Below are 7,099 nucleotides of genomic sequence, written 5' to 3'. Positions count from 1 at the left end.
AATCTCCAGCTGCACGCCTCGTTCTGTTTTTGTTTTGTTTGTGAAATTGTCAGGGTGATCGCCGTTAAGGTGCTCAGGAGTTACAGCTACTTCAAACCCATTTTCCTCTAAATGCCGACTCACGATTCCCTTTAGCTCTTTGTCTAGCCCACCAATCATTGTTTTGGGATCATCTCCGGCTGCCCCGTGAATGGAAATATGATATTCAGCATTAGCAACCATCTCTAGAGCCTCCGGTTCATCGAAACGGGTGGATGTGATGTGTAAATTGCTGTAATTATTCGACTTTAGCCTTCCTTTAAATGAGTAAAAGGGATAAGAGGACCCGGAAATTGCCTCGGCTAGTGTAGAGGTCGCTTCTTCAATCCCGCCGCCATGGATCGCACTCACGAGCCAGCGTTCATCACCGGCGCTGCTTTTCTCAATCTCCCAATCTTCTCCTTCCTCATATACTTCTCTCAGCTCGTAAAAAGAGCAAAAATGGTCTCCCGAGCAATCGTCCGTGATCGCAGTTGTTATTTCCTCATATAGAGATAAAATCACAAGAACTGAAGCCACTACTGCGACCGCCGTAGTCAGTATGAATTTCAATTTCATGATAAAACCTCCTCCTATTTATAGCATCGGCTTGATTTTTAATAAGTTAGTTCATGCAAGAAAAATGATTAAGGAGGACATTCTTACCATACAAGTTCTACTTATCATTCATGAAGCGAGCAGGTGATCGGTTCAGTAAACTATTTATAAACGATCACAATAAATTCTTCCTTCGTTCAAAAACTGTTGTCTTGCTTTTTGGCGTTTTTTCTTCTTCATTTCACGGCAAGACTGGCAATTTAAATAGTCTTGGCCTTTACCTATAAAGTGATAAGATGACTTTTTCTTTTTACATGTAGCACATGTTCTATCTCTATGGTAAATCAATGTATCCCTTCTTTATTATGGAAGTTTTGTTCATTATAATAGACTTTCTCTCCTTTGTAAAAAAAGTTGATTTTGTTCGTGATACGAATAAAAGGTTATCTTCAAGAGATACTAAGGAGTAAATATATTTTTAAAAGGTAGATGGATAAAATGAGAAGGAGAAACATTAACTCAAATAATAAAATAGCTATCTTACCTGGGCTTGAAAAATTAGCCGAGTCCTCTGATTTTATTCATTATAAAAATGATGGAAAACCCGTTGGGTTTTACGTGAATTATTTTAAAAGTTTAATTGATGTAAATATCCTGCATAGAGATATCCTTCACAATATTTCCAACTGTAAAACTACAAAGCTGAGTGAATTGAAAAGCCAGCTGCCTATTGAAATGGTTAGGGAAACATCGGATGTTGCTCTGATCCTTGATAAAATTTATAGGGGTTTTATATATGTACAACTTGAAAATGATTTAGGTAGCGGTTTACTGATTAGGGCGGAAAGATTCAACGTTAGAGAAGTGACGATTCCCGAGATAGAGTATAGTGTAATCGGTCCCAAAGAGTCATTTGTAGAGTCCTACGAGGTAAATTTAAACTTAATACGAAGTCGATTGCCTGACCCCCAATTAAGGTTAAAGCAGTTTAAAATTGGTTCGATATCCCATACAAAAGTCGGTCTTTTGTATTTAGATGGATTAACCAATCAGGATAACATTGATAGGGTAGAGAAAAGCTTAGAGAACATTGAAATTGATGTCCTCAATGATATATCGAATATTGATGAGTTAATCAGTGATAATAAAATTTCTCCCTTTCCTCAATTGTTAGATACGGAACGTCCTGACAGAACCTGTGCTGGCTTAGCCGAAGGAAAAATTGTAATACTAATGGATCGATCCCCCCATGTGTTATTAGGGCCAACGAGCATCATTGAATTTTTCTCCTCCTTCGAGGATTACTATATCCATTGGACCTTGGCCTCTATTTTGCGTTTAATACGAGTCGTTGCTGTTATTCTTTCTATTATCGCCACTCCTGTTTATGTAGCCGTGCTCACCTATCACCATGAGATACTTCCTCAGGATCTTATAGGAACACTAGTAACTTCTAGAAGGAATGTACCTTTCCCGCCCATTCTAGAAGCTATTATTTTAGAGCTTACGATTGAATTGTTGAGGGAAGCTGGTGCGAGGCTTCCTACTAAGATCGGTCAAACGATTGGTATCGTCGGAGGTATTGTAATTGGTACAGCTGCCGTACAAGCGGGACTAACTAGTAACATTCTTTTGATTATAGTGGCTCTTAGTGCCTTAGGGTCTTTTACGACGCCTATCTATAATATCGGTAATACTATTCGGTTAGTCCGGTTTCCTTTATTGGTATTCGCAAGTCTATTTGGATTATTAGGAGTTTCCATATGTATCGCGTTTATTTTGGCCCATTTAATTCAACTCACTTCTTTGGGACGACCGTATATGGAGCCCATTTACCCTTTTCGTTTTGGAGACTTTAGAGATGCGATTTTTCGCTTAAATCTAAAAGAGCGTAATACTCGTCCTATTTATCTAAGGACACAAAATCCTCTTCGTTTTCCCAAAAATAAAAGAAAAAAGAATGAAGACATTTACGAATAAAGAGGGCCATTAAATGAAAAAGTCTATAACCATTCAAGAAAATGCGAAAGTATCTCCTTTTTTTGTCCTTTTTATTTTAGTCGCTATTCAAATTGGCATCGGCGTTCTTGGCTTTCAGAAATATATTGTTGAAGGTATGGGATATGATGCTTGGATAGCTATTCTTCTAGCTGGTTTGCTCGTGCACCTTTATATTTACATGATTTACTCCATTATGAAGAAATCTAACGTGGATATTATCTATTTAAATCAGATCCTGCTAGGTAAATGGGTGGGGAATATAGTGAATTTAATTTTCATTTTATATTTGCTGTTTCTATCCCTGACTGTATTGAGGACCTATATAGAAATTGTCCAAGTATGGATGTATAGACAGTTAAACACTTGGGTAATTGCATTTATAATTCTGACACTTGTAGCTTACGTGATTAAAGGCGGGTTTAGATCCGTGGTTGGTATTTGCTTTATCAGTGTTGTTATACCTTCTTTTTTAGTAGTAACTCTTTATTTCCCTTTACAATACGCCCACTTTGGAAACCTGTTACCCCTAGGAGAGTTTACGTTTGATGAATTAGTGACCTCCACTAGAAATATGGTGTTAAGTTATTTAGGGTTTGAGTTAATATTATTCTTTTATCCCTTTATTAAAAATGGAGAGACTTCACAAAGGTGGGCTCATTTTGGAAATATCATCACTATATTCATTTACTTAGTCATAGGAGTGGTGTCGTTTGCCTATTTTTCTGAACCCTATCTTTTAAAAACTGAATGGGCTACTCTTTCGCTGTGGAAAATTGTTGAATTTCCGTTTTTAGCCCGTTTTGAGTATATCGGAGTGACCACGTGGCTGATTGTCATCTTGCCCATTTTATGCCTTTGGCTATGGGCCTCAAGCAGGGGGATAAAACATTTATTTCCTAAAGTGACACAGAAACGAATATTAAATATCCTTTTAATCGTGATTTTTATAAGTGTAGGGTTTATTGAGACAAGGAGTCAAATTAGTTTATTAAATACCATCTCTTCACGTGTAGGTCTTTATTTTTTAGGAGTATATATTCCTTTGCTTTACCTCATTACATTGTTTAAGAAAGAAGCTGTAGAATCATGAGAGTTTTATCATTACTAGCAGTATCTAGTTTACTTTTTTTGACTTCTTGCTTTGTACAAGAAGAAATTGTGGATGATATAGCGATGGTTACTGTAATGGGATTTGATAAAGGGGAGGGAGATCAAGTATTAGCGTCAATAAATGTTCCTTTTTACCAATCTAATACGGAAGTCATAAACAAGTATTATCAGACGGAAGCTGTATTTACAAAAGATGCCACTGATTTTGGCACGGGGGAATCCGATATTCCCATGGTCATTGCTCAAAATAAAGTCCTGATTTTTAGTAAAGAACTAGCGAAAGATAACCTTATGAAATACTTGGATTCTTACCAAAGAGATCCGAGCATCAGTACGGGTTTATTTGTAACTATTGCTAAAGATCGGAGTGCCCCCTTACTCGAAAATAGCGCTAGTACAAATCAGGATGTTGGCGTCCTGCTGAGTAAATTGTTAAAAAATAATACCGAACGAAATTTTCTTCCTCAAACGAACTTGCATACTTTTTTGTTTGATTACTACCAACCAGGAAAAGACCCTTTTTTGCCCATTATTTCTATAGAGAAAGAAAAATATAGAATTGATGGAATAAGTTTTTTAAAAGATGCGGTATACAAAGGGGAAATAAAATATGATTACGATACAATGGTATTTAGGCAGATGAAAGAGTCTTTTAGCCATGGTTCGTATACATTTCATGTTAAGGATGATGTCTATGCTTCAATACAAAATTTATCTTCTAAAAAGCATGTAGAGGTCCTTAATGCTTCTTCGAAAAAACCGACGATTAAAATAAAATTAAAAATGGATGGCTTTTTAAGGGAATATACGGGTTCCAAGATTAATAAATCCACCATAAATGAAATAAGCAAGAGAATGGAAGAGTCATTTGAAGGTAAATCCAAAGAGTTATTGGAGAAATTCGAGCAGTGGGACGTCGATCCGTTAGGGTTAGGGAATGAAATTAGAAAGAATAAAAGAGGTTGGAAGCAAGACGAATGGGAACCGATATACGACAAGATAAATGTAGAGGTGGATATTCAAGTAACTATAAAAGAAACAGGAGTAGTATCTTAATAGAAGCATTGCTGAAAACATATCTGTTGAATTTAGCGTTTATAGGGAAAGGTAATGGATGATGGAAAAGAATAATAGTAACCTTATGTAATTCTGGAGACTTACATTTCTTTCTTGGTAAATGGGATCAAAATTAAAAAGTCAAATTTCTCAGTATTAATATTGAGAAATTTGCTTTTATTTAAGCGACGATTCAACTTCCTAAAGAATGTCTAGAAGAACAGCGCTGGATTCTCCTCTTGATGCATTTTCAGATGAATATATTGGGTACGATGCGGAAGCGTTGTATTCGGCTTATCTTAACGATAGGTAAGTCCTATGCACCGCTGGTTAACCATGGGTGCTAGGAAAGAAGCTATAGCAGAATAGTGGTTTTATCTTTCTTTATAGGTTTATCCCCCCTTGAATTTTAGATCTTTAAAAAGACATCTAGCTAATTATGCAGCCAACCATAACCCTTTTGCTTCTTGCTTAGATAATAGATTATTTTTTCATTAAATTTCCTCCACTCGTTAATTTCACTTCCAAAAACTGCTCCATAAATCAAACATAATACTTATCAGGCTGCCTTCATAGCTGAGTGTGTTATCATACATATTCCTTTTAAGACAATAATCGATCACCCTATAATCGCTCTCTTAGCTCTAGAGGGTTATGACTTACGAGGATATGGATGAATGATTCGGCTCAATATTTTCATGGCATTGAATTTTTTACTTGTGACAAAGCTTTCGACTAATTCATTACTCATTGACTTGGTTAATAGATCAAGTTTTTTGTTATCCAATCTTTCTAAAGTTCTTCGCAAGGTGAGAGAATCGTGATAACTCGTAGATAGTGGTTGAACCAACTTTTCATAATTGCCGATCCCAACCATATCATGAGCGGCATAAATTCCGGTCATCATCGATTCAAATTGCCCAAAACCAAATACAGGTGTGATAGCCCCCAACAATTGCCCACAAAAAAGGTATTCCCTATCCTCGGTGTTTGAATTTTACCGATTCGATAATCTTTAATGGAATATTCGCTAGTCACTTTAAAGTCTTGGTCCAGCCTCCTGCAGCATTCAGCCAAACACTTTTTCCATAGCTCCTCTTTATCCAGCGTCTCATTTTCGGGATATTGCGGATACACTAATACAAAAGAGGCTTCCCTATCAGAATGGGGCAGTACATAAGCCATACCTTTAGGTGCAAAATGGTGATTAAAGAAAGTGTAGACCTCAGTTTGATTAAAATCTCCTTCAATGACGGCCCCTTTAAAACTAGCTTTGAAAGCCACATCATATGGTTGAAATTTTTTAGTGTCTAATACATCCCCTGTAGCAAGAACCACATGCGTATACTCTGTAGAAATATCTTTATAGGATACATTTTTATTAAAGTGGATTTCACCTTTTAGCTGATGAGCAAGCTGCTTCTCATAGGCTTCTGGATGCTTCCCTCGCATATTCGTAAATCCCAGATGCCCGTCTATAAAAGAGTGCTCGTTTTCAGAATAAATGTGAACTTTTTGAATATTGGTCGTAGGCTTAAGGTGAATATCATGGGTTTCAGATAAGTATTTAACTGCATCATCATAGGGAGTGTGAAACATAGCAAACATGGCTTCTGCAATGACAAAACGATCACCTACCATCGCTCGTCTTTCAAATATATCCGCCTGATACCCATACTTCTCCAAGGTCAAAGCACAGGAAAGCCCCGACAAGCCAGCACCGATAATCGCGATTTTCATAAACTCCCTCCTCTTGGTATTATGCTCTTAGTATAGGAAAAACCAATCATTTCTACTCATTTTAAAAATTATCTATAAATACGGAGGATGTCTCACCTGTAGTTGGCATAAAGTACATGCATGAAATGGCAACATATTTTTGCATATAAAAAACCTACAATAAACAACCAACCATGCATAAATTGTTGGATATTGAAGGTCTTTTGTATTTATAGATTATTTCATTAAAGCGCCCGATTCATGAAGGCTTGAAATCAAGATTTCAAATTTTTCTTTAATTCTCTACATCCTGTTTACATTAAACAAGTATTGTACTACAATTTATACTTATCTAATATTCTCACTTTTCAACCAATTTTGTGAGAATGTCTAAAAAATGACCAATCCCCCCGATTAAGGACTCCGCTTAATATATAAGTGGAGTCCTTAATCATTGTATAGGAAATCAGTTTAAGAACATTTCTTTGAGGTCTACTCCTAATAAGCCCCCTATAAAAGAAAACTCAAGACTGAGATAATTTTAATTAAATCCCTTTCTAATTCCCTTTATACAAAATCATTAGTAAATTACGGTGGAATAAAGAATTCTTCATAAGATGTAACATCTTACCTTTTA

5 protein-coding genes are annotated in these 7,099 nt (G+C 36.2%); 3 read left to right on the top strand and 2 right to left on the bottom strand.

Translation table 11 applies throughout. The features are described 5' to 3' along the window. Positions 1 to 597 (bottom strand): poly-gamma-glutamate hydrolase family protein (locus HUS26_RS19840; RefSeq protein ID WP_173918978.1); only part of this gene is annotated, 597 nt, incomplete at its 3' end. Positions 598 to 1,065: 468 nt separating this feature from the next. On the opposite strand from HUS26_RS19840, the gene HUS26_RS19835 reads away from it, so the two are divergent. The 3 genes from HUS26_RS19835 to HUS26_RS19825 are packed head-to-tail and all read left to right on the top strand — an operon-like array spanning position 1,066 to position 4,743. After that, positions 1,066 to 2,556, top strand: coding sequence for a spore germination protein (locus HUS26_RS19835; protein WP_254434322.1), 1,491 nt, complete (start codon positions 1,066 to 1,068; stop codon positions 2,554 to 2,556). Positions 2,557 to 2,569: 13 nt separating this feature from the next. Next, complete coding sequence (locus HUS26_RS19830; protein ID WP_173918977.1) at positions 2,570 to 3,667, top strand: GerAB/ArcD/ProY family transporter; 1,098 nt, start codon at positions 2,570 to 2,572, stop codon at positions 3,665 to 3,667. Then, positions 3,664 to 4,743, top strand: coding sequence for a Ger(x)C family spore germination protein (locus HUS26_RS19825; RefSeq protein WP_173918976.1), 1,080 nt, complete (start codon positions 3,664 to 3,666; stop codon positions 4,741 to 4,743). The genes HUS26_RS19830 and HUS26_RS19825 overlap by 4 nt, the downstream gene beginning before the upstream one ends. A gap of 903 nt (positions 4,744 to 5,646) precedes the next feature. Here HUS26_RS19825 and HUS26_RS19820 read toward each other — a convergent pair. Next, positions 5,647 to 6,483, bottom strand: a complete 837-nt coding sequence (locus HUS26_RS19820; protein ID WP_254434321.1) for an NAD(P)/FAD-dependent oxidoreductase — start codon at positions 6,481 to 6,483, stop codon at positions 5,647 to 5,649. Positions 6,484 to 7,099 lie beyond the last annotated feature (616 nt).

It is taken from the genome of Halobacillus sp. Marseille-Q1614 (genome assembly GCF_902809865.1).
Classification (GTDB): Bacteria; Bacillota; Bacilli; order Bacillales; family Halobacillaceae; genus Halobacillus_A.
Note: the sequence above shows the minus strand (reverse complement) of the source record. Positions and strands in the feature narration are given on the sequence as shown.